The sequence below is a fragment of the Serratia sp. CY38905 genome (assembly GCF_052168875.1).
Lineage (GTDB): Bacteria > Pseudomonadota > Gammaproteobacteria > Enterobacterales > Enterobacteriaceae > Serratia > Serratia sarumanii.
The window spans coordinates 346,904-367,856 of record NZ_JBJNLV010000001.1; the positions used below are offsets into that span (position 1 = coordinate 346,904).

The 20,953-nt window shown below is 60.9% G+C and carries 19 protein-coding genes and 1 tRNA gene; 15 read left to right on the plus strand and 5 right to left on the minus strand.

Translation table 11 applies throughout. The annotated features are described in order from the left end of the window. Positions 1–213: 213 nt before the first annotated feature. From ACJ8MK_RS01895 to ACJ8MK_RS01915, 5 genes are all read left to right on the plus strand, one after another. Entirely contained in the window at positions 214–1,068 is an 855-nt protein-coding gene (locus ACJ8MK_RS01895) for an AraC family transcriptional regulator (RefSeq protein ID WP_033637947.1), read from the plus strand. Between the two features lie 208 nt (positions 1,069–1,276). Next, a complete protein-coding gene (locus tag ACJ8MK_RS01900; protein ID WP_033654192.1) occupies positions 1,277–2,197 on the plus strand; it encodes a dihydrodipicolinate synthase family protein in 921 nt (306 codons plus the stop codon). A gap of 54 nt (positions 2,198–2,251) precedes the next feature. Further along, positions 2,252–3,868 (plus strand): aldehyde dehydrogenase (NADP(+)), encoded by a 1,617-nt coding sequence (locus ACJ8MK_RS01905; RefSeq protein ID WP_442517456.1) that lies wholly within the window; start codon positions 2,252–2,254, stop codon positions 3,866–3,868. Between the two features lie 44 nt (positions 3,869–3,912). Then, on the plus strand, positions 3,913–5,478 hold the full coding sequence (locus ACJ8MK_RS01910) for an APC family permease (RefSeq protein ID WP_033646537.1): 1,566 nt from the start codon (positions 3,913–3,915) through the stop codon (positions 5,476–5,478). 19 nt (positions 5,479–5,497) lie between these two features. Next, a complete protein-coding gene (locus ACJ8MK_RS01915; RefSeq protein WP_033654194.1) occupies positions 5,498–6,511 on the plus strand; it encodes an Ldh family oxidoreductase in 1,014 nt (337 codons plus the stop codon). A 45-nt stretch (positions 6,512–6,556) separates the two neighbouring features. On the opposite strand, the gene ACJ8MK_RS01920 is transcribed toward ACJ8MK_RS01915, so the two are convergent. From ACJ8MK_RS01920 to ACJ8MK_RS01930, 3 genes are all read right to left on the minus strand, one after another. Then, entirely contained in the window at positions 6,557–7,237 is a 681-nt protein-coding gene (locus tag ACJ8MK_RS01920) for a hypothetical protein (RefSeq protein ID WP_033637942.1), read from the minus strand. 177 nt (positions 7,238–7,414) lie between these two features. Next, positions 7,415–7,843, minus strand: a complete 429-nt coding sequence (locus ACJ8MK_RS01925; protein ID WP_033637941.1) for a universal stress protein — start codon at positions 7,841–7,843, stop codon at positions 7,415–7,417. 181 nt (positions 7,844–8,024) lie between these two features. Then, entirely contained in the window at positions 8,025–8,741 is a 717-nt protein-coding gene (locus ACJ8MK_RS01930) for a LuxR family transcriptional regulator (protein WP_033637939.1), read from the minus strand. Positions 8,742–9,076: 335 nt separating this feature from the next. Between ACJ8MK_RS01930 and ACJ8MK_RS01935 the strand changes: the two genes are divergently transcribed. The 7 genes from ACJ8MK_RS01935 (at position 9,077) to ACJ8MK_RS01965 (ending at position 16,169) form a co-directional block, all read left to right on the plus strand. Next, positions 9,077–10,606, plus strand: a complete 1,530-nt coding sequence (locus tag ACJ8MK_RS01935) for a 3-hydroxyacyl-CoA dehydrogenase NAD-binding domain-containing protein (RefSeq protein WP_334282463.1) — start codon at positions 9,077–9,079, stop codon at positions 10,604–10,606. 9 nt (positions 10,607–10,615) lie between these two features. Next, complete coding sequence (locus tag ACJ8MK_RS01940) at positions 10,616–11,827, plus strand: acetyl-CoA C-acyltransferase (RefSeq protein ID WP_060429047.1); 1,212 nt, start codon at positions 10,616–10,618, stop codon at positions 11,825–11,827. Between the two features lie 15 nt (positions 11,828–11,842). Next, on the plus strand, positions 11,843–13,054 hold the full coding sequence (hemA, locus tag ACJ8MK_RS01945; protein WP_033637936.1) for a 5-aminolevulinate synthase: 1,212 nt from the start codon (positions 11,843–11,845) through the stop codon (positions 13,052–13,054). Further along, positions 13,051–14,223: an MFS transporter gene (locus ACJ8MK_RS01950; protein WP_442517457.1), complete on the plus strand. Its 1,173-nt coding sequence runs from the start codon at positions 13,051–13,053 to the stop codon at positions 14,221–14,223. The genes hemA and ACJ8MK_RS01950 overlap by 4 nt, the downstream gene beginning before the upstream one ends. Further along, the gene (locus ACJ8MK_RS01955) at positions 14,216–14,935 is read left to right on the plus strand and encodes an enoyl-CoA hydratase-related protein (RefSeq protein ID WP_442517458.1); all 720 of its coding nucleotides are present in this window, start codon (positions 14,216–14,218) and stop codon (positions 14,933–14,935) included. The genes ACJ8MK_RS01950 and ACJ8MK_RS01955 overlap by 8 nt, the downstream gene beginning before the upstream one ends. A gap of 123 nt (positions 14,936–15,058) precedes the next feature. Then, the gene (locus ACJ8MK_RS01960; RefSeq protein WP_193169153.1) at positions 15,059–15,625 is read left to right on the plus strand and encodes a GNAT family N-acetyltransferase; all 567 of its coding nucleotides are present in this window, start codon (positions 15,059–15,061) and stop codon (positions 15,623–15,625) included. After that, a complete protein-coding gene (locus ACJ8MK_RS01965; protein WP_033654200.1) occupies positions 15,609–16,169 on the plus strand; it encodes a hypothetical protein in 561 nt (186 codons plus the stop codon). The genes ACJ8MK_RS01960 and ACJ8MK_RS01965 overlap by 17 nt, the downstream gene beginning before the upstream one ends. Positions 16,170–16,280: 111 nt before the next feature. Here ACJ8MK_RS01965 and ACJ8MK_RS01970 read toward each other — a convergent pair whose 3' ends face one another. Next, positions 16,281–16,583 (minus strand): putative quinol monooxygenase, encoded by a 303-nt coding sequence (locus ACJ8MK_RS01970; protein ID WP_033637930.1) that lies wholly within the window; start codon positions 16,581–16,583, stop codon positions 16,281–16,283. 383 nt (positions 16,584–16,966) lie between these two features. Here ACJ8MK_RS01970 and ACJ8MK_RS01975 point away from each other — a divergent pair, with 383 nt between their 5' ends. Then, entirely contained in the window at positions 16,967–18,280 is a 1,314-nt protein-coding gene (locus ACJ8MK_RS01975) for an MFS transporter (RefSeq protein WP_033646546.1), read from the plus strand. 74 nt (positions 18,281–18,354) lie between these two features. Next, positions 18,355–18,858: a DedA family protein gene (locus ACJ8MK_RS01980; protein WP_060456891.1), complete on the plus strand. Its 504-nt coding sequence runs from the start codon at positions 18,355–18,357 to the stop codon at positions 18,856–18,858. A gap of 220 nt (positions 18,859–19,078) precedes the next feature. Here the strand turns inward: ACJ8MK_RS01980 and ACJ8MK_RS01985 are convergent. After that, a tRNA-Lys gene (locus ACJ8MK_RS01985) sits at positions 19,079–19,154 on the minus strand. A gap of 349 nt (positions 19,155–19,503) precedes the next feature. On the opposite strand from ACJ8MK_RS01985, the gene cycA reads away from it, so the two are divergent. Further along, complete coding sequence (gene cycA, locus ACJ8MK_RS01990; protein ID WP_033637927.1) at positions 19,504–20,904, plus strand: D-serine/D-alanine/glycine transporter; 1,401 nt, start codon at positions 19,504–19,506, stop codon at positions 20,902–20,904. Positions 20,905–20,953: the final 49 nt, after the last annotated feature.

A 20,953-nucleotide genomic window follows, 5' to 3' on the forward strand; every position in this document is an offset into this window, starting at 1 on the left:
TGGCGTTACTTTCATGCTAAATCTCCGCATGACGAGAAACGCCGCAGTTTTCAAGCAACCGCCACGCGCCGTCCGGCAAAAGTATGCGGCAATCCGCATATTTGGCAGGTGGCCGGAAATAGCGCTTGATTCGTTACAGAAAAGTTAATATTGATGCGAAGACATCAACCTGACCCGCCTGTTTTCCCGGCTAACGACCGAAAAGGGACTGCTATGAGATCCACTTCAGACTATCAGCCTCCGGTTTCTCTCTCGCCGCCTTCACTCGTGGGGCTGCCGGAGCAGGAGGACGTTTTTGCCGTCGAACATCTGTCACGCCTGTGCGACGGGCTGGCGCAGCAGCGCCCGAACAACCTGCGCGATTTGCTGAATACGCTGGCGCTGATCGCGCCGTTGCTGAACGCGATCCCCAACGTGGTGTTCTTTATCAAAGACGCCCAGGCCCGCTACCTGCTGGCCAACCTGACGCTGGCCAGGCGCTGCGGTTTCAAAACCGTCACGCCGCTGCTGGGCAAAACCTCCGCCGACGTTTTTCCCGCTCAGCTCGGATCCGGCTATACCGAGCAGGATCTGCGGGTATTGCGCCACGGCGTGCTGATCCAGGATCAGCTGGAAATGCACCTGTACAACGGCCGAGAAACCGGCTGGTGCCTGACGCAAAAGCTGGCGCTGTATGATGCGCAGGGAAAAATCATCGGTATGGCGGGTATTTCTCACGATCTGCAGGAGGCCAGGGCCAATCACCCGGCCTACCAACGGCTGGCGGCGATCGACGTACACATCCGCCGCCACTATGCCCGGCCGATCGCGCTTGAGGAGCTGACGGCGCTGACCGGGTTGTCGGTGGCGCAGATCGAACGCTACTGCAAACGTATCTTCCACCTCACCCCGCGCCAGATGATCCATAAAGTGCGGCTGGAAAAGGCCACGGAACTGCTGGCCGGCGATCTGCCGATCACCGACATCGCGCTGCAGTGCGGCTACACCGATCACAGCGCCTTCAGCCGTCAGTTCAAAGCGATGACCGGCTCCACGCCGCGCGATTTCCGCCTGACGCTTTCCGCTTAACGCGCTGATTTATCTGGTTACCCCCCTCTTTTCAAGGTGCGCCGGCGCCCGGATTTTTCACGCCCGCGTTCCGCCGGCATTGTGCCAATTTCGTCGCGGCAATCGGCGAAAAGCGTCAAGCCTCCCTGCGCAATACCGGTCAATCTGTCGGTGAGCCTTACCAAAGATTCACTTTTCATTAACACTTACGGACGACAGGACAAAGACGATGAGCCATAAAGCCATAAGCTGGAGCGGCGTATTCCCGGCGGTGACGACCCAGTTCCGCAACGATTTCTCTCTGGATCTCGACGCCACTCATACGGTGATCAAAAACCTGGTGCGCGACGGCGTCTCCGGCCTGGTGGTGTGCGGCACCGTCGGTGAAAATACCTCAATGACGGTGCAGGAAAAGCTGGCGGTGATCGAAGTGGCGCGAGACGCCGCCGACGGTAAAGTGCCGGTGATCGCCGGCATCGCCGAGTTCACCACCGCCTTCGCGCAGAATATGGCGCGTGAAGCGCAAAAGGCCGGCGTCGACGGGATTATGGTGATGCCGGCGCTGGTCTACTCCGCCAAGCCGCACGAAACCGCCGCGCATTTCCGCAGCGTCGCCGGCGCGACCGATCTGCCGATCATGGTCTACAACAACCCTCCCATTTACAAAAATGACGTCACGCCCGACATCCTGACCTCGCTGGTCGACTGCGAGAACATCGTGTGCTTCAAAGACTCGTCGGGCGACACCCGCCGCTTTATCGATCTGCGCAACGAAGTCGGTGATCGCTTCGTGCTGTTCGCCGGGTTGGACGATGTGGTGCTGGAAAGCATCGCCGTCGGCGCGCAAGGCTGGATCTCCGGCATGTCCAATGCCTTCCCGCGCGAAGGGGAAACCCTGTTCCGGCTGGCGAAGGAAAAACGCTATGAGGAAGCATTGGCGCTGTACCGCTGGTTCATGCCGCTGCTGCACCTCGATGCCCGCCCTGACCTGGTGCAGTGCATCAAGCTTTGCGAACAGCGAGTCGGCCGCGGCAGCGCCGTCACTCGTCCGCCGCGCCTGGCGCTGCAGGGGGAAACGCTCAGCGAGATCAACGCCATGATCGATAAAGCGCTGGCCACTCGCCCGGCGCTGCCGAACGTCGGCCTGTAACGCCTTCACCGCCCGGCCATGCCGGGCGTCATGCTTTCTCTACCGGGGGAACCGATGCCCAACGCTCGCTATGCCGCCATCAGCGGCCAACAATTTATCGGCGGCCAGCGCCGCGCCGAAGGGGAAGCGGCGCTGCTCAGCCTGCGCGCCGACGACGGTCAGCCGACCGGTTACCGCTTCCACCAGGCCACGGCGGCAGAAACCGCCGCCGCCGCCGAAGCCGCCGCCGCGGCTTTTGCGCCCTATTCGCAGCTCAGCGCGGAACAACGCGCTAACTTTCTCGACGCCATCGCCGAGGAGATAGACGCGTTGGATGATGTTTTCTTCGCCTTCGCCATGCAGGAAACGGCCTTGCCCCTGGCGCGGTTGAGCGGCGAACGCGCCAGAACCAGCGGCCAGATGCGGCTGTTCGCCACGCTGCTGCGGCGCGGCGACGTCGAGGGCGTGCGCATCGACTGCGCGCTGCCGCAGCGTTCCCCCCTGCCGCGCCCCGATCTGCGTCAATACCGCACGGCGCTCGGCCCGGTGGCGGTCTTCGGCGCCAGCAACTTCCCGCTGGCGTTTTCCACCGCGGGCGGCGACACCGCCGCCGCGCTCGCCGCCGGCTGCCCGATCGTGTTCAAGGCGCACAGCGGCCATATGATCACCGCGGAGCTGGCCGCTCAGGCGATCGAGCGCGCACGGGAACGCACCGGGATGCCCGCCGGCGTCTTCAACATGATCTTCGGCAACCGCGTGGGGGCCGATTTGGTACAACATCCGGCGATTCAGGCGGTGGGATTCACCGGCTCGCTGCAAGGTGGCCGGGCGCTCTTCGATCTGGCGACGCAACGCCCTCAACCTATCCCGGTCTTCGCCGAAATGTCGAGCATCAACCCGGTAGTGATCCTGCCCAAGGCGTTGGCGCGGCGCGAGCAGCGCATCGCGCAGGAACTGGTCTCTTCCTTCACGCTCGGCTGCGGTCAGTTCTGCACCAAGCCCGGCGTGATCGTCGCGCTGCGCGGCGCCGCCTTCGATCGGCTGGCCGAAACGATGAGCACCCTGGTCAACGCCGCCGAGCCGCAGCCGATGCTGAATGCCGGCACGCTGGAGCACTACCGTCACGGGCTGGCGGCCCTCGATGCCCACCCGGGTATGCGGCGTCTGGCAGGCCGCAGCGAAACGCCCGCTCTTCGCGCGGCAGCGCAGCTTTATCAGGCGGAGGGGGCGCTGCTGCTGCAGGCCGACCCGCTGCTGCAACAAGAGGTCTTCGGCCCGGTCAGCATCCTGGTGGCGATGGATGACGAAGCGCAGCTGCATGCGGCGCTGGCGGCATTGCAAGGCCAGTTGACCGCCACGCTGCTGGCGGACGACGACGATCTCGCGATGGCCGCCGGGCTGACGTCCCTGTTGGCGCGCAAAGCCGGTCGGGTGCTGTTCAACGGGTATCCGACCGGGGTGGAGGTGTGCGACGCCATGGTGCACGGCGGCCCTTATCCGGCCACCAGCGACGCGCGCGGCACCTCGGTAGGCACGCTGGCCATCGAGCGTTTCCTGCGGCCGGTCTGTTTGCAAAACACCCCCGCAGCGCTGTTGCCGCCGGCGCTGCAGGACGCCAACCCGCTCAACCTGCTACGGCTGGTGAACGGCGTTTACACCCGAGATCCCCTGGTTTCACCTGCCCAAAATTAGCCCGGCCGCATCTGCCTGCCACTCAATAACAAAAGGGTAATACCATGACAACCCAAGGCAAATTCAAGAAGCAGCTTACGCTCACCGATCTGACGTTCATCGGTCTGGGCGCCATCTTCGGCTCCGGTTGGCTGTTCGCCGCCAGCCATGTCTCCTCCATCGCCGGCCCGGCCGGCATCTATTCCTGGCTGATCGGCGGCCTGGCGGTGCTGCTGCTCGGCATCGTCTACTGCGAGCTGGGCGCCGCCCTGCCGCGCGCCGGCGGCATCATTCGCTATCCGGTATTCTCACACGGCGAACTGATGGGTTATCTGCTGGGATTTATCACGCTGATCGCCTTCTCCAGCCTGATCGCCATCGAAGTCGTCGCCGCCCGGCAGTACGCCGCCGCCTGGTTCCCGTTCCTCAGCCAGCCGGGTTCCGGCGACCCGACCCCGGTCGGCTGGCTGGTGCAGTTGGCGCTGCTGTGCTTTTTCTTCGCGCTCAACTATTACAGCGTCAAAACCTTCGCCAAATCCAATAACCTGATTAGCGTGCTGAAGTTTCTGGTGCCGCTGCTGGTGATCGTGGTGTTGTTCAGCTTTTTCAAACCGGAAAACCTGCACAGCCAGGGCTTTGCCCCCTTCGGTTCCGCCGGCGTTGAGGCCGCCATTTCCGCCGGCGGCATCATCTTTGCCTACCTCGGCCTGACGCCGATCATTTCGGTCGCCAGCGAGGTGCAACGGCCGCAGCGCACCATTCCCATCGCGCTGATCCTGTCGGTGGTGCTGTCCACCATCATCTATGTACTGCTGCAGATAGCGTTTCTCGGCAGCATCCCCAGCGAGATGCTGAGCGGCGGTTGGGCCGGCATCAGCCAACAGTTCTCCCTGCCGTTCCGCGACATCGCCATCACGCTCGGCATGGGATGGCTGGCGTTTCTGGTGGTCAGCGACGCGATCGTTTCGCCGAGCGGCACCGGCAACATCTATATGAACGCCACGCCTCGCGTGATCTACGGTTGGGCACGCGCCGGCACCTTCTTCAAACTGTTCACCCGGGTGGATGGCGACTCCGGCATCCCCCGCCCGGCGCTGTGGTTGACCTTCGCTCTCTCGGTATTCTGGACGCTACCGTTCCCGTCGTGGGAAAAGCTGATCGGCGTGGTGTCCGCCGCCCTGGTGCTGAGCTACGCCATCGCCCCGGTCACCGCCGCCGGGCTGCGGCGCAATGCGCCCGATATGCCGCGTCCGTTCCGGGTGCGCGGTTTCTGCGTGCTCGGCCCGCTGTCGTTTATCATTTCGGCGCTGATCGTCTTCTGGTCCGGCTGGGACACCGTCTCCTGGCTGCTCGGCTTGCAGATCCTGATGTTCTTCATCTACATCCTGTTCAAGAATCAGGTGCCGACCCATGCCGTTAGCCTCCGGCAGCAAATTTGGTCCTCGCTGTGGCTGATCGTCTTCTATGCGCTGGTGATCGGGCTTTCCTATCTCAGCAGCTTCGGCGGCATCGGCGCTATTGCCCACCCGTGGGATACCCTCACCATGGCGGTGATTGCGCTGGCGATTTACTACTGGGGCGCCTATACCTGTTTACCCCAGGCCAATTTTATCGGCGATGAAGAAGAATGAACTCGGGGAGGACATCGAAATGACATCCATGCACGTGCTGTCGCTGGAACAGGCTTATCAACTGGCGTTGCGTACGCTGCGCAGCAACGGTTTCAATCCGGCGCATGCCGAGGCGGTGGCGCAAAATGTCACCCAGGGCGAACGCGACGGCTGCGCTTCTCACGGGCTATACCGGCTGTTGGGCTGCGTGCGATCGCTGCGGGCAGGCAAGGTCTCTGCCGATGCGATGCCCAGGTTGTTCGACCAGGCGCCGGCCATCTTGCGCGCCGACGCCGGCGGCGCGTTTTCCCTGCTGGCCTACCGCACCGCTCTGCCGGTCTTTATCGAGAAGGTGCGCGCCAATGGCATCGCCGCGCTGGCGATCAACCGCTGCGTGCATTTCTCCGCGCTGTGGGCCGACATCGAACCGCTGACCGAACAGGGGTTGGTGGCCTTGGCCTGCACACCCAGCCACGCGTGGGTGACGCCGGCCGGCGGTTCGCGACCGCTGTTCGGCACCAACCCCATCGCCTTTGGCTGGCCGCGTGCGGATCGGCCGCCGTTTTTGTTCGACATGGCCACCAGCGCGGCGGCGCGCGGCGAAATCGAACTGCATCGCCGCGCCGGCACCCCGCTGCCTGAAGGCTGGGGCATTGATAAGGCGGGCAATCCGTCCACCGATGCCGCCAGCGTGCTGGAGGGTGCAATGCTGACCTTCGGCGGGCATAAGGGCTCGGCGCTGGCGGCGATGGTTGAATTGTTGGCCGGGCCGCTGATCGGCGATATGACCAGCAAGGAATCGCTGGCCTATGACGACGGCACCGGTTCGTCGCCTTACGGCGGTGAGCTGATCATCGCGTTGGATCCCGAGCGTTTTCTCGGTGCGGATAAGGCGAAATATTTCGCCGGAGCAGAGGCGATGTTTGCCGATATGCAGGCGCAAGGCGCACGCATCCCCGGCGAACGCCGTTATCGGCAGCGGCGCCAGAGCGAGCAATACGGCGTGGAAATCCCCAGGACGTTGTACGACGAAATCGTGGCGCTGTGCGATTAGCGCCGGGTTAATGCCCCGCGCCGGCAACCCGGCGCGGGGAAAGGCTTATCCTGCCTGAGCCAGATCGCTGTGCAGGCGCTTGCGCCACACCGGTTTGGTGTCCCAGCGGGCAAAGTGTTTCGCCTCTTTACCCGGCTGCACCTGATGCCACATATCTTCTTGCCACCGGATCGGTTCCTTTCCTCGCAACGTTGGGCGGGTCTGTTTAATCGTCCGTTGCAAGACGCCCGCTTCCTCAGCGGTAATGGGCGGCGCCTGTCTGGCGGCATCCAGCGCCCGGCTTCCCAACGGTGCCATCACCTGATACAACACGTTGACCTGCTGCAGCGTCGCCTGCTGATTAGTGCTCATCCCCTTACCCGACCAACCGTCGAAGTTTTCGCCGGGATCGTCCCCCTGCGCGCGATACTCATTACCTGGCCCCTCGACGATATTCCATCCTTGCCAGGTCACCAGAGTGTGTAATCCATCACGATCCTGCAGGTTTTTATTCTTGATCTGTTTGAGCACTTCGGCGCGGTTTGGCACACCGATCAGGTTCATAAACTCGTCCAGCGCGTCCCAATGCTGCCCCGCCACCAGACCATTCCAGACATTACGCAAACAGTTCCAGGGAATGGTGTGATGCCAGGTCAGCGTAATAAGCGGTTTGGTTGACGCATGTTGCCAACGGCTCGGTTCACTGCCCCGATCGCCTCTGATAATCCCATCGACTTCTAATGGCATAGCTGCCCCTCTTCTGGCTGAGATGAAGAATATGCGCAAGGCCGGTGGCCCGGTTGGCATAAAAACGTCAGCTAAAATCGTAGCAGCTCAGGCTGAGATGGCAATAAAGCGCAAGGCACGCTCTGCTGCCGGCCGGCAACCGCAGAACGCGCCCGAAAACGGTGGGCTTAAGACGGATTATCTGACCACCATTACCGAAATATTGGCATGGCGAACGATAGCGGCGGCGTTAGATCCCAGCAGATAGGTTTTCACGCTCGGGCGACGCGAACCGATGATGATAAGATCGGCGTCGATCTCTTCCGCCAGTTCCAACACCTGATCGCGTGCAGAGCCGAAGCTGACGGTGTAATTGAGGCGATCCAACGGCAGATCGATTTCAGACATGATTTTCTTCAGTTTGTCCACCGCCTTCACTTCCGCCTGATTCTCAAACTCCTTGAGACCGAACGAATAGGCAGTAACAAACGCCGAGGCATCCGGTAGCGCATGGAAGAAATGCACTTTAGCGCCGGACAGCTTCGCCAAATATTCCACATGCTTCAGCGCATGCTCAGTCAACAGATCCTCTTCAATATCGATCGGCACTAAAATAGTCTTGTACATATCACGTCCTTTCTATGTAAACCGGGTGCCTACAGAATACTGCCGCGCACGGCGGCGGTGAATCGCTTTATCACGCTTTTGTGATCGGGGGGTAAATACTGAATAAGGACAGTTCTTAATTTAACAAAATATAAACATCACGCCGATAACGGATAGGGACTTAATTATTTATTACTCAAGATTAAATCAGCTGCAAATAAACCGCTTTGGCGGTGGCGGCGGTCTTATTAGCGACAGAAAGTTTTTTAATCGAGTTGCCGATATGGAAATTGATCGTGCGCTCGCTCACCCCCATCAACAGCGCGATCTCTTCCGCCGTTTTCCCTTCGCTGCACCAGCGTAGGATGTCTTTTTCGCGCAGCGTCAGCACATCTTTTATCGCGTCGTCGTTCACCGAGATCAAGGCTTCACGCAGCGTTTTATGGGCGGTTTGCGCCAGCCAAAGGAAGAAGGTTTCATTTGCCGCCCGCGCTTGCGGCGTTTGCTCGGGTAGCGCTTTGCCGGCAAACGTCAGGATCCCCAGCCGGCCATAGCAATCCTTGACCGACTGCGACCAACCGGCGCACAGGCCGAACTGCGCCATATGCCGCCAAAGCAGCGGCCGCTCGTGATAAAAGCTTTCGTCCCACTGAAACTGCAGCGTGGAATGGTGAGCGCGCTCAATAACCGGATCCTGCAAATACACCCGCTGCCGCCGATAATCTTCGAGATAGTTCGCTGAAAAATTCCCTTCGATCAGCATCTTGGGGCGGCTGGCCGGATAACAGGAAAACACGATGTAGGAGAAATAATCAAACCCCAACGCCTCAGCGCAGGGCCCCAGCTGCGTCAGAAAACGTTCGCGATCGGCCAGGCTGCCAATCACCTCCGCCATGAGCCGTTGAGTGCGGGTATCCATAACGCAGGTTCTCCAGATAGCGATGCCGATTTATCGATAGGTCAGACTCACTATAGAATATCGCCGTCCGACGTCAGTAGCCGTTTCATATAATAAAAAATACCAACGCTATAACGAAAACAGCTATTCCCCTTAAAATAAGCCTTTTTATTGCGCCGCACAGGAAAACTACGCGAATAGCATAATATCCTCGGCGCGTAAACCTGTCATTTCTACCGTTAGACAGCCAAGGCACCACCAATTACTTTCCAGACAGGCACCCGGTGCCGCCGTAAATCCAAAGAGATAATAAGCATTTGCGAATTTCGCATGGCATACAGTGACGGGGATTTTCTATGGCAGAAAGTAATGCGGCAATTCAATCGGCTGCGATTATCGGCGCGGGAACGATGGGCAGAGGCATCGCTTATCTTTTCGCGCAAAAAGGCATTCGCACGGTGCTTTATAATCGCAACGGCAATACCCTCAATCAGGCTCGCGAATATATCGCGCAAGACCTGAACAAGAAAGTCGAACAGGGCAAGATCGCGCTGCAGGATAAAGGCGCAGTGCTGGCCAATCTGGTGTTCACCTCGGTGTTTGAGACTATCGCCGACAGCGATCTGGTGATAGAAACCATCGCCGAGCAAGAGCAAACCAAACTTGAGGTGCTGGCGGCCATCGCCGCGGCGGTCAAGCCCGACACGCTGATCGCCACCAATACCTCCTCACTGTCGCTTAACAAGCTGGCAACCGCGGTGACGCACAGCGAGCGGTTTATCGGTTTGCACTTTTTCAATCCCGCGCCGCTGATGAAACTGATTGAAATCATCCCGGCCTACTTTACCGCACGCGCCACCACCGAACGTTGCCGTCAGCTGGTGGCCGCGTTGGGGAAACGCGATGTCGTCTGCCAGGCCACGCCGGGGTTTATCGTCAACCGCATGGCCCGCCCCTACTACCTGGAAGGGTTCCGCCTGTTGGAAGAACACGTGGCGCGCGCGCCGCAGATCGACCGCGCCCTCAAGGCCGGCGGGCACTTTCGCATGGGGCCGCTCGAGCTGACCGATTTTATCGGCCAGGACATCAACTATCAGGTCAGCCGGCAAATCTGGCAGGACATGCAATACGATCCGCGCTATACCCCCGGCCATCTGCAGCGTTCGCTGGTCGATGCCGGTCTGTTGGGGAAAAAGAACGGCCGCTCCTATTTTGCCGCCGAAGAAAACGCCTTACCGGTAACGGCCGCCACCGATGCAGACGTCGAGACGCTGCGCATTTACGGCGAACACCCTTTTTTTACCCTGTTGCAACAGCGGGCCGCGCTTCAGTGGCCACGGCTGCGCGTGGAGCAACGGCCGGCCTTACCGGGCCTGGGGCCGGCCGTCCAGATCAATGAGGCTTTCACCGTCAGCGTCACCGATGGCCGCACGGCGAGCCAGTTGGCGGAGCAGACGGCGGCGGATGCCTTTGTGGTCGATGTCGCCCTGAACTACGCCGACACGGCGTATCTAGTGGCAGCGCACAACCGCCACGCCTCTGCGGCCAATAAGGCGCTGTTTTTACGCCTGCTGCACACGGCAATCCCGCAGGTTGAATTTATCAAGGACTCCCCGGCGCTGATCGTCGCCCGCGTCCTCAGCAGCCTGATCAACGAGTCGGTGATCATGGTGGAAAGCGGCGTCTGCAGCCGGGAAGACATTGATGTCGCCGCCGTCGCCGGCGTTAACTACGCCGACGGCATTTTCGGCTGGCTCGATAGCCTGGGGGAGAAAAACGTCAGGACGACGCTGAGCAACCTGGCGCAGCTGCTGCACGCGGCACGTTATGCGCCGCATTACACCCTTCTGCACGCCGCGCAACCGGCGCTGACGACCACGCCTTAAGGATCCATGATGAGCATTAACGATGACGGCGTTTATCTGATCGACGGCACGCGCACGGCGATTGGCGCCTATGGCGGCAGCCTGGCGCATACCCGCCCCGACGACATGGCGGCAACGATCATTCGCAGTCTGCTGCAGCGCCATCCGGCGGCGGAAGCGAAGCTGGACGAAGTGGTGCTGGGCTGCGCCAACCAGGCCGGCGAGGACAACCGCAACGTCGCCCGCATGGCGGCGCTGCTTTCCGGGCTGGATCCGTCGGTGCCGGCCATCACCCTCAACCGCCTTTGCGCCTCTGGGTTGGATGCGGTGATCTACGCCGCGGCGAAAATCCGCAGCGGCCTTAGCGAACTGATTCTGGCCGGCGGCGTGGAAAGCATGAGCCGCGCGCCCTATGTGCTGAGCAAGGGCGACACGCCGTTCGACAAGGGGGTGAAGCTGTATGACACCACGCTGGGATGGCGCTTTGTTAACCCGCGGCTGGCGGAGCGCTACGGCAGCGATCCGCTCGGCATCACGGCGGAAAACGTGGCCCAACGGCAGCACATCTCGCGCGAGGAACAGGATCTGTTCGCGCTGGCCTCGCAGCAAAAGGCCCGCCGGGCGATCGACAGCGGCCGGCTGGCGCGGGAAATCACGCCCGTGGACGTGCCGGCGGATCGCAAGACCACGCGTACATTCGCGCAGGATGAGTTCCCGCGCCTCAGCACGCTGCAGCAGCTGCAGGCGCTGAAACCGGCGTTCTCCGCCGGCGGTTCGGTCACCGCGGGCAACGCTTCCGGCATCAACGACGGCGCCGCCGCGCTGCTGCTGGCTTCCGGGCGCTACGTGAAACGCCAGGGGTGGCAACCGCTGGCGGAGATCGGCGACAGCGCGGCCGCCGGCGTTGAACCGGCGCTGATGGGGCTGGGGCCGATCGCCTCCACCGAGCGCTTGCTGCAGCGCGGCGGGTTCACCTTGAACGACTTCGACATCATCGAGATTAACGAAGCCTTCGCCTCACAGGTTCTGGCGGCGCTGAAACACTGGCGCATCGACGCCAACGACGCGCGGGTCAACCCGAATGGCGGCGCCATCGCGCTCGGTCACCCGCTGGGGATGTCCGGCGCGCGCCTGGTGCTGTCGGCGGCGCTGGAACTACGCGATCGGCAGGCCGGCAACGCATTGGTGACGATGTGCGTCGGCGTCGGTCAGGGTCTGTCATTAAACCTTAAAGCCGTTTAACACAAGGAACATACGATGAGCGTACTGAACATTCTTGAAGAAAAGCTGGCGGAAACCAAAAAACAGGGGCGTTTTCGCGAGTTCCTCAACCTTGAACGCGGCGTGCAGGACAAACCCTGGGCCACCAGCCACGGGCACCACGGTGAGCGCCGCCTCAACGTCTGGTGCTCGAACGATTATCTGGCGATGAGCCACCACCCCAAAGTGCTGCTAGCCACCACCGAAGCGGTTAACCGGGTCGGGCTGGGCACCTGCGGCGCCCGCAGCATTTCCGGCACCTCGGTCTACCACAGTGAGCTGGAAACGCTGTTGGCCAGCGCCTACGGCAAAGAGTCGGCGCTGCTGTTCACCACCGGTTTCGGCGCCAACGACGCCACCTTGTCCACCCTGTGCGACGCCATTCCCGATCTGATCGTGTTCTCCGACGAGCTGAATCACGCCTCGATGATTTACGGTATCCGCTACAGCAAAGCGGAGAAAAAGATCTTCCGCCACAACGACGTGGCACACCTTGCCGAACTGCTGCAGGCCGCCGATCCGGCGCGGCCAAAGCTGATCGCCTTCGAGTCGCTGTATTCCATGGACGGTGACTTCGCCCCGCTGGCGCAGATCGTGGCGCTGGCGGAGCAATATCAGGCGCTGACCTATCTCGACGAGATCCACTCCGCCGGCGTCTATGGCGAACGGGGGCTGGGCTACGCCGAACAGCTGGGCCTGCTGGATAAAATCACCATTATTCAGGGTGGGTTCGGCAAATCTTACGGTGCGGCGGGCGGTTATATCGCCGCGCCCCGCTCGGTGGTGGAGGCGGTGCGCAGCTGGGCCCCGGCATTCGTCTTCAGCACCTCGTCGCCGGCGCCGGTGGTGGCCGCCGCGCTGGCCAGTTTTAAATACAACCTCGAGCATGACACCCAGCGCAAGCACCTGCTGGCGATCGTCGATCACCTGAAAACCGGCCTGCGCGCCGCCGGCATCCCGCTGGTGTCGGCCGACAGCCATATCCTGCCGCTGCGGGTCGGCGATCCGCACCGCAACAAACACATCAGCAAAGTGCTGCTCGATGAGCATGATATTTACGTGCAACCGGTCAATGCGCCGACGGTGCCCGCAGGCAGCGAGCGGCTGCGGGTGACGCCGACCTCGGCGCACTCCCATGCCGACGTGGAGACGTTCCTGGCCGCGCTGGGGCGGGTCTGGGCGGCGAACGATCTGCGGAGGGCGGGATGACGTTAGCGGATTATAACGGCCATCTGGTCACGCTCTGTCTGATGGCGACCGGCACGTTCGCCATCGGCACCGACGCCTTTATCGTCGCCGGCGTGCTCAGCGACATTTCCGACACCTTTGCCGTCAGCCCCGCGCAAGCGGGGCAGTTGATATCGGTATTCGCACTGGCTTATATGCTGTTCGCGCCGCTGACCGCCTGGCTGCTGGGCAACGTCAACCGCAAGCATATCCTGCAGCTGGCGCTGGTGCTGTTCATCGCCGGCAACCTGGCCTGCGCCTGGGCCACCAGCTACCTGCAGATCTCGCTCGGCAGAGTGCTGGCCGCATTGGGAGCAGCCTGTTACACGCCGCAGGCCGCCGCCGCCGCGGTGGGGCTGGTGGCGGAAAAACGCCGCGGCCTGGCCATTTCCATCGTCTATGGCGGCATGACGTTGGCTATTGCGCTCGGCATTCCGTTCGGTACCTTTCTCGCCAAACTGATCGGCTGGCGTGAAATCTTCCTGTTCATCGCCCTGCTGGGGGCGATTGCGCTGCTGGGCCTGTCGTTGGCGCTGCGCGCCATCGCGCCGCCGGGCAAGCATTCGCTGAAAGAGCGGCTCGCCCCGCTGCGGCAAAAGGCGGTGCTGACCACGCTGCTGATCACCTTTTTCGCCGTTTGCTCGGAACACATCGTCTATAGCTACGTCAGCGTATTGCTGAAAAACACCCAGTTCGGCCCGCAGGCGATCCTGCCCCTCGCGCTGCTGGTGTTCGGCATTGGCGCGGTGATCGGCAACTTTGTCTCCGGCGCGTTAACCGATGCCCTCGGCAGCAAGTTCGTGCTGCTGTTTTCCGTGGCGATCCAGACGCTGTCCCTGTTTCTGCTGGCCTTTTATGTCACTTCCCCCTGGTGGGTGCTGGCCATCTTCCTGGTCTGGGGCATCACCGGCTGGATGTACCTGGTGCCGATCCAGCATCACCTGTTGTCGCTGTCGAAACGCTTTGGCGCGCTGACCGTGTCGCTCAACAGCTCGGTGCTGTACGCCGGCATCGCGGCGGGCGGCATGCTGGGCGGCCTGACGCTCTACGCGCTGCCGGCCCATTACCTGCCGCTGTTTTCGCTGCCGCTCGGCGCCATCGCCCTGCTGCTGACACTGCTGTTTTTCCGGGGAGAGACCGGCAATGAGTAAAGCCCTCCCGGTGCTTTATGAGCGCCATGGCGAGCAGGTTGCGGTCATCACCCTCAATCGGCCGGAAAAAAAGAACGCCATCAACCTGCAGATGGCCGAGCTGATCCGCACTTACCTGCGGCAGGCGGATAACGATGACTCGGTGCGCGCGATCGTTCTGGCCGGTCAACCGGCGGTATTTTCCGCCGGCATGGATGTCGACGCCTTCCGTCAGGGCGAACTGCCCATCGTCACGCCGGAGGGGTTTGGCGGGCTGATCCATGCGCAGATCGCCAAGGTGATCATCGCCGCCGTTGACGGCATCGCGTACGGAGGCGGCTTTGAGCTGGCGCTGGCGTGCGATCTGATCGTCGCCGGCCAGAACGCGCGCTTCAGTTTCCCCGAAACCGGGCTCGGGTTAGTCGCCGCACAAGGTGGATGCGCGCGCTTGCCGACGCGCATTTCCCCCTATGTCGTACTCGACTGGCTGCTGACCGGCAGAACCGTCGGCGCACGGGAGGCGCTGTCACACGGCGCCATTTCCCGTATCAGCGAGGGGGCGGCCCGGGAAGAGGCGCTGCGCATCGCCGAACAGATCGCCGCAAAAGATCTTGCCGCCAGCCAAACGGTGAAGGCCATCGTGCGCCAGGGGCTGGCACGGCAAGAAGCCCCCTCATTCGCTTTTCAACAAGGCCCGGTCGAGCGCCTGCGCCAGGCTGCCGCCCGCCGATAATTCTCCCGCCGGTTCGCCTGAACCGGCATTTCCCGCTTTTCCGCCACCGCTCATTTTACGCAGCCCGCCTCTTGGCGCTGGGCTACACTGCCGTTAGCCCTAATGCGCTGATAAGGAAAAACAATGCGCCATTTGCCTCTGCTGACCCCCAGACTTCGCCTGCGCCCGTTCACCGCCGACGATCTGCCCCACTTTACCGCCTACCGCAGCCACCCGGACGTGGCGCGCTATCAAAGCTGGAGCGACTACAGCGCCGCCGATGCGCAGGCCTTTTTCGCACAGCAACGGCGGCTCGAATTCAACCGTGACGACAGCTGGTTTCAACTGGCGGTCGAACGCCGCGAGGACGGCGCGTTGCTCGGCGATATCGCGGTGCATTTCTTCGATGAGGGGCGCCAGGCTGAACTGGGCGTGACCTTCGCGCCCAGCTACCAGCGTCAAGGGCTGGCGCGCGAGGCGCTGAACGCCGTCATCGCCCTGCTGTTCGGGCCGCTGGCGAAGCACCGTATTACTGCGGTGGTGGACGCGCGTAATCTTGCCGCCGCCACGCTGTTCGGCAAACTGGGTTTTCGGCGCGAGGCCTATTGGCGGCAAAACGTGTTTTTCAAAGGCGCGTGGGGCGACGAATTCGGTTTCGCTCTGCTGCAAAGCGAATGGCGGGAGAATGCAAAGCATGACGCTGCTGAATAAATACCTTGGGCAATACCAGTTCTCGGAGCGGCATGCGATCGCCATCGCCGCGCCACAGGCGCGGATCCTGGCGGCCGTGGCCGCTTACGATCCCAAGCACGACCGTTTTTTCCGCAGCATGATAGCGCTGCGCGAATTGCCCGCGCGGCTGATGCCACGCAATAAACCCAGCCCGCCGCCGTTTGGCCTGCATAACTTTTGCCTGCTTGAGCAGGATGACAGCGCGTTGGTCTATGGCCTGATCGGCCGCTTTTGGCAGGCTGAATACGGTCTGGAGCAGGTCGCTGACGGGGCGGGCTTTCTGGCCTTCGTTAAGCCCGGCGTCGCCAAACTGGCGCTGGGTTATGTCGTGAGCCCTCTGCCGGACGGCCGCTGCCGCCTGGTGACGGAAACGCGCATCTTCTGCCCCGACGACGCCAGCCGGCGGCGGTTTACTCCCTATTGGTATGCGATTCGCCTGGTCAGCGGGCTGATACGCCGCCGTATGTTGCGCGCCATTAAAACAGTCAGCGAAAAGCCGGCGGTGAATCATTCACCAGGCTGATTTATTTAAGAGCATTCTTAGAGAATGAAAATCATTATCAGCCTATTTTTTAATCACAACAAGATAGTAGTGAGAAGCCATTGACCCCGCCCCCTGCGGGGATTTTTTCGCCTATTTATCACCTGTTTCAGGAAATACCTGCATAAACAGGAAGGTGCAAGGCTTGCGCTGATGCTGGTTGATCTGCGGCACCAGCCGGGTGAAATGCTCGGTCTGGCAATGCGCATCCAGGGCGGCGCGATCCGGCCAGCTTTCGATAAAAATAAAATGCCCGGGATCCTGCTGGTCGATACACAGCTCATAACTGATGCACAAAGGTTCCTGCCGGGTTTTCTCCACCAGCTCGCGATACCATGGCATAACGGTTGCAATGTGTTCCGGGTGGATAAAATCTTCAGCGATAACCTTCAGCATGTAGCGCTCCTGTATTTTGTTTTGCCGCGTTTCACCTTATATCCCCCCCTCACGAGATGAAAGCGCCTTTCTCCGGGTCTACCACCGGGTTGCCAATTCGGTGATAGCGCACACAGATCGCGATCAAAGCGCTTGAACGCGCCATAGCCCTGTGTGAACTTTTAATTAACAAGAAAGCAACACACCATTCACCGTGGTGATGTCTGCATCAACCTGCCGGCTCGATACGCGGCGTTTTTTTTCGCCCCTAAAGGCCTGACCATTAGTCCTTTAGACCTTTAAGGCTCACGAAAAAATCCGTGGTTACCGCCGTGTTGCGGGCAACGGCATCAGGACGGTCCTGTGACCGACGTTTGTCATTCTCAGAAGAGAGGTTATCGCCAGTGAATCACGCCACCTATGCCGCTCCAGCGCTCAACGCCGCCATCCGCAAAACCTGGCGCAGACTGGTGCCCTTGATGTTCGCCATGTACTTCATCGCCTTTATCGACAGGGTTAACGTCGGCTTTGCCAAGGACGCGATGGCCATCGATATCGCGCTGTCGCAATCCGCCTTTGCCCTGGGCGCCGGGATATTTTTTGCCGCCTATGCGCTGTTCGGCATCCCGGCCAACCTGCTGATGAACCGCTGGGGCGCCAAACGCTGGCTCAGCGCCACCACCGCGCTGTGGGGGGCGCTGTCGGCCTGTACCGGGCTGGTGACCAACGAACAGCAGTTTATCGTCTTGCGCTTTCTGCTGGGGATCGCCGAAGCCGGCTTTTACCCCGGCATCCTGCTGCTCGCGTCGATCTATTTTCCCAATAAGGTGCGCGCCTCGGTCATTGGCATTTTCGTGCTCGGCGTGCCGGCGGCCCTGACGCTCGGCTCGCCGCTGTCGGGAGCCTTGCTGGAGATGCACGGCGTGCTGGGCAAACCCGGCTGGTTCTGGATGTTCGTGCTGGAGGGGCTGCCGGCCGTCGCCCTCGGCGTCTTCGCCTTTTTCTATCTCGACGATAGCCCTCAGCAGGCCCGCTTTCTGACCGAGGAAGAGCGTGCGGCGCTGGTGGCACAGTTGGCCGCCGAACAGCAGCAGACCGAAACCAGCAGCGTCAAAGCGGCGATGAGAAGCGGCAAAGTTTGGCATCTGGCGTTGATCTACGGCACCCTGCAAATCGGCGTGTACGGCCTGATGTTTTTCCTGCCGTCGCAGGTCGCCTCGCTGATGGGCACCCATCTCGGCTTCAAAGCCTCGCTGGTGGCCGCCATTCCCTGGGCGTTCTCCGCGCTGGGCGTCTATTTCCTGCCGCGCTTTGCCGACAGAAACACCGCCAGAAGATTACCGATCGCCGTCGGCTGCATGATCGCGGCGGCGCTGGGATTGGTGGTCTCTTCCTATGCCGGCCCTTTGCTCGCTATCGTCGCCCTGAGCTGTTGCGCAGTCAGTTTCCTGGCGGTACAGCCGATTTTCTGGACGTTTCCCGCTCAGGTGCTCACCGGCCCGGCGCTGGCGGCCGGCATCGGCTTTTGCACTACGCTCGGCGCCGCGTTCAGCTTTTTAGCCCCGCTGATCCGCACCGAGGCGGAACAGCGTTTTCACAGCCCGCATGCCGGGCCGCTGGTGCTGGCCGCTTTCTCGCTGCTGTGCGCCGCACTGTTGTGGGCGCTCAGAAACCGGCGCGCCGAGGTGAGCAAGCAAGACGCAGAGATTGCCGGATAGCGGCGCGTTATTTAACCCTTATTGAACCTGCGGATGGGACACTGGCACTCAGCCCCCTCGCCCGCAGGTGTTAAATGGATGAATTGACGCACATTATCGCCAAATACAGTCCGGAGCCGGAGATGTTGCTGCTGCTGATTTTCCTGTTTGCGCTGGGTAAATCCGTGATCTTCGTTTCCTCCATCCTGCCGCCCGCTTCGATCACGCTGCTGATGGGCATCGTTGCGGGCAAGCACGCGCTGCCCCTCGGCGCCGTTTGGGCGGCCATCGCCCTCGGCGCCGCGCTGGGATCGATCTTGTCGTTCCACTGCGGCGCGCTGCTATGCCGCCGCGATCTACGCCGCCGGCTGCCGGCACGCTTTCACGCGCCGCTGCGCAAAGCCCAGCGCGCCTTGCAAAAGAGAGGGCTGCCGCTGCTGTTCGCCTCGCGTTTTCTGGCGGTGATGCGCTATACCGTACCGCTGATGGCCGGCATGCTGAAACTGCCGCTGGGGCGCGTCTATGCCACCGCCGCGCTCTCGGCTGCCGCCTGGGCGCTGATCTTGATGTCGGCTGCGCATGTATTCCCCGTACCTTGACCTGAAAGATTCTTGGGCAAATGTTCGGCCCATGCGCCGACGTTGCGCCAGCGCACAGCCTCTCTTGCCGTATAAACTGCGGTGCAACATCGCAGTTTGCGCCAGATCACCTTTCTGAACATCAGTCGAAAAATGCGAATTTTTTTGCAGAATGCGCACTTAAAACGGCGCAATGAGGAAACAAACAGAGAAAAGTCCGAGCGTAACACGCTGATTTGGTTGGCGGGTCGTACAGAGTTCGAACCTGCGCCCCATTGATTAAAAGTCAACGGCTCTAGCGACTGATCGAACAACTCAACGCGCTAAACTGTCTTCCTCGCCGGCGCCGCTGTCGAACGCTTACACCCATTACTTTTTCTCATGCGAATTTTACAACCCTTTGTTTAATCAACGAGATAAGCCGCATAAGGTCTGTTAATCCCACGTTTTGAAGAGTAATCTTCCGCTCCCTGAACGTCCGATTTGCCTCCTCCGTGTAAAGATTGATCGACTTTTATCCTGCGTATAAATGTTGTAAACATGTTGCACAAAGGTGGCGTTATTGCACTACCTTACTAAAGCCGGACCAACCGGATAAATGTATAAAAAAGAGCCACTTCAGAGCTCGCGACTTCACTAATGACAGGTAAAACAGGACATCATCAGATGGTAGATCACTCTAAAATAGCGACTGACGCGACGCCCGCTTCAGAAGATCATCTACGGCGAAACCTCACTAACCGACATATTCAACTGATCGCCATCGGCGGCGCCATCGGCACCGGTCTGTTTATGGGCTCCGGTAAAACCATCAGTCTGGCCGGCCCTTCGATCATCTTCGTGTACATGATCATCGGCTTTATGCTGTTCTTCGTGATGCGCGCCATGGGCGAGCTGCTGCTGTCCAACCTGGAATACAAATCGTTCAGCGATTTCGCCGCGGACCTGCTCGGCCCGTGGGCCGGTTTCTTCACCGGCTGGACCTACTGGTTCTGCTGGGTGGTCACCGGCATCGCCGACGTCGTGGCGATCACCGCCTACGCCCAGTTCTGGTTCCCCGAACTGTCGCAGTGGATCGCTTCGCTGCTGTGCGTGCTGTTGCTGCTCGGCCTTAACCTGGCGACGGTGAAAATGTTCGGTGAAATGGAGTTCTGGTTTGCGATGATCAAAATCGTCGCCATCGTCGGGCTGATCGTCGCCGGGCTGGTGATGATCGCCATGCAGTTCCAATCGCCGACCGGCACCGTGGCCTCATTCACCCATTTGTGGAATGACGGCGGCATGTTCCCGAAAGGCATCAGCGGCTTCTTCGCCGGCTTCCAGATTGCGGTATTCGCCTTCGTCGGCATTGAGCTGGTGGGCACCACCGCCGCGGAAACCAAGGATCCGGAGAAATCGCTGCCGCGCGCCATCAACTCGATTCCGATCCGCATCATCATGTTCTACGTGTTCGCCCTGATCGTCATCATGTCGGTGACGCCGTGGAGCTCCGTGGTGCCGGACAAGAGCCCGTTCGTTGAGCTGTTCGTGCTGATCGGCCTGCCGGCCGCGGCCAGCGTGATCAACTTTGTGGTGCTGACCTCAGCCGCCTCTTCCGCCAACAGCGGCGTATTCTCCACCAGCCGCATGCTGTTCGGGTTGGCGCAGGAAGGCGACGCGCCGAAATCGTTCGCCAACCTGTCCAAGCGCGCGGTGCCGGCCAACGGCCTTACCTTCTCCTGCATCTGCCTGCTGGGCGGCGTGGTGCTGATTTACCTGATCCCGAACGTGATGACGGTCTTCACCCTGGTGACCACCGTATCGGCGATTCTGTTCATGTTCGTCTGGACCATCATCCTGTGCTCGTACCTGGTCTACCGTAAACAGCGCCCGGCGCTGCACCAGAAATCGATCTACAAGATGCCGGCCGGCAAACTGATGTGCTGGGTGTGCATGGCGTTCTTCGTGTTCGTGCTGGTGCTGCTGTCGCTGCGCGAAGACACCCGCCAGGCGCTGATCGTCACCCCGCTGTGGTTCATCGTGCTCGGCCTGTCTTACGTGTTCCTGCGCAAGAAGAAAACCGCGTGATGCAAAAGGGGCGGATATCTCCGCCCCTTCCTGCTTTCTATGTCTCTGC